This window comes from Subtercola boreus (assembly GCF_003399625.1).
Classification (GTDB): Bacteria; Actinomycetota; Actinomycetes; order Actinomycetales; family Microbacteriaceae; genus Subtercola; species Subtercola boreus_C.
In genome coordinates this window covers 1-2,153 of sequence record NZ_NBXA01000042.1, presented here as the reverse complement: position 1 = coordinate 2,153, position 2,153 = coordinate 1, and the positions used below count along the sequence as shown (strand labels likewise).

The following is a 2,153-nucleotide window of genomic DNA, read 5'->3' as shown; positions in this document are numbered from 1 at the left end:
GCATGGCCGTGCAGTGCCACCCCTTGGGGCGGTGGGGGAGAGAATTCCGGCACGAAATGAGGGAGCGAAGCGACCGCGTGCCGGAAATGTCGGAGGAGCCGGCAGCGCAGCTGCTTGCGCGGAACGGACAGGCCCGTACGCTTCCGAAGGATTCACGGCACAACAACAAGCCCAGGCACTGGGCGGCAACAGTGCCGCGAAGCGGCTCAGCTCACTGGGACAGGCGGCGGCAACGCCGATGCTCCGTCAAGCGAAGGCCGAGGCGAGGCGGAAGTATTCGTGTCGGACGTCTGGGGCGCTGCTTGAATGAGGGCATGCCTCAGACGACCACCGGTTATGCACCCGACTTCCTATCTGTCCCGCTCCCACTGCCCACCTTCGGACCCGACCGCGAGATCCGCACCCTCCCGTACATCCACTTCACCGTTCTGCAGGACCCGAACCGCCGGCTGCCCGCGGCGACCGGTGTGAACATCGACGGCGGCACGCTTCGCGATATCGAGCGCGGCGACGACTGGCACCTGGACCCACGCATTCCTGCGTCCGAGCAGGCCGGCCCTGAGATTTACGCTAACAACGACCTCGATCGAGGTCACCAGGTACGCCGCCGTGACCCCGTCTGGGGAGACCTCCCCACGGCCACCGCCGCAAACCAGTCGACGTTCGTGTACACGAACTGCGCCCCGCAAGCCGGGGAGTTCAACCAGTCAGCAGAGCTCTGGGGAGGGCTCGAGAACCACGTCCTTGAATACGCCCGCGTCTACGCGCAGAAGATCAGCGTCTTCACCGGCCCGGTCCTTGCAACCGCCGACCCTTCCTATCGCGGTATCCAGATCCCGCGGCTGTTCTGGAAGATCGCAGCATGGACCGAAAAGGAGGACGACAGCACATTTCGGCTCGCATCCGCCGGGTTCATCCTCGATCAAACCCCTGAGCTAGACGACATCGACCTCCGCACCGCCCGGGCGATCGCAGCGGGCAACCCGCCACCACTAGGTCCATTCCGAACTTTCCAGGTCTCGGTCCGGCGCATCGCTGACCTGACCGCGTTGGCACTCGGCGAGCTCGTCGCCGCAGACCGCGAGCCAGCACCGACGGTGCAGGGCACCCGACCAGATACGGAGATAAGCCGCGAGCTTTTCGCGCTCGACGACATCGATCTCCAGTAGGCAGCCTGACGTTCGAGGCAAAGCTAAGGCGTGAGCACTTGAGGCATATACGCGCTGACAACCGCCTTTATACAGAGAGCGCTTTATCGTTGGCGTATCGGTTGGTCTCCCCGCCTTCTAAGCACGTAGGCGGTCGCGCCCACCTCGGGCCACCGTCCGCCAGCGTGGGTCTCGTTCAGCCGGTATCAACAAACCTGCCTGTGGGACTCTGGTCGATAAGCCGCAAAGGCTCGCTCGCCCGTGATGCGTGAGGTCGATCGCAAGCGGGCCGATTCGTGGTCATCAGGTCGCCGCGCGCAGACGCTGTCAGACCAGTCGCAGTCTGGGTGATCGCGGGTTGCCGCGTGCCGTCTCCCAGGAGCGGGCCGCGACAAGGTACGGGCGGGACCATTCGGGGAGTTCGTCGGTGTGACGCACGACGTCACCCCACCGGTCAGGCTCGTCGCTGAATCCGAACCCCTTGTTGCCGCCGAGCGTTTCATCGACCCGGACTCGCACGCCGTCGATGAATACGTGCAACGCCCCGAGGGAATCATGGGCAGGCCAATGCTCCACACGCAACACTCGCGGAGACACCACCAGCCGCCGCCCACCAGTTTCCACCCCGTCGACATCAGGCAACCCGTCCGGCAACTTCCAGGAGTAGACGACATCGCAACGCTCGACTTCATCACTCACGCTTGCACCTCAGTCTTGTTTCTCATGCGTTGTACCCCCGTGCTCAAGTAGTGATGTTGGCCAGGGCCTACTTCTCGTAAATGTCCCGCCGATGACCGGCCTGAACAACCACGACGGTTAGTACATCGTCCTGGATGCGGTACAGCACCCGGTAGTCTCCGGTCCGTACCCGCCACTCGGGGCGCCCAGTCAGCTTCTTCGCCGCCGGCGGGCGCGGATCCTCAGCGAGCAGTTCGACCGCGGCCTGCACCCGGCGTTTGGCCTCTGGCGGCAGCTTCTTGATCGCGCGGGCCGCAACCGGGAGTA

At 64.5% G+C, this 2,153-nt stretch carries 3 protein-coding genes; 1 reads left to right on the top strand and 2 read right to left on the bottom strand.

The genetic code is table 11. From position 1 onward, the window contains the following. Positions 1-314: 314 nt before the first annotated feature. Positions 315-1,169, top strand: a complete 855-nt coding sequence (locus B7R21_RS18030; RefSeq protein ID WP_116284646.1) for a DNA/RNA non-specific endonuclease — start codon at positions 315-317, stop codon at positions 1,167-1,169. Between the two features lie 306 nt (positions 1,170-1,475). On the opposite strand, the gene B7R21_RS19805 is transcribed toward B7R21_RS18030, so the two are convergent. Further along, on the bottom strand, positions 1,476-1,847 hold the full coding sequence (locus B7R21_RS19805; protein WP_147305956.1) for a hypothetical protein: 372 nt from the start codon (positions 1,845-1,847) through the stop codon (positions 1,476-1,478). Positions 1,848-1,914: 67 nt separating this feature from the next. Further along, positions 1,915-2,153, bottom strand: a 239-nt coding sequence (locus B7R21_RS18020) for a type II toxin-antitoxin system RelE family toxin (protein ID WP_147305955.1), incomplete at its 5' end; no start/stop codon positions are given.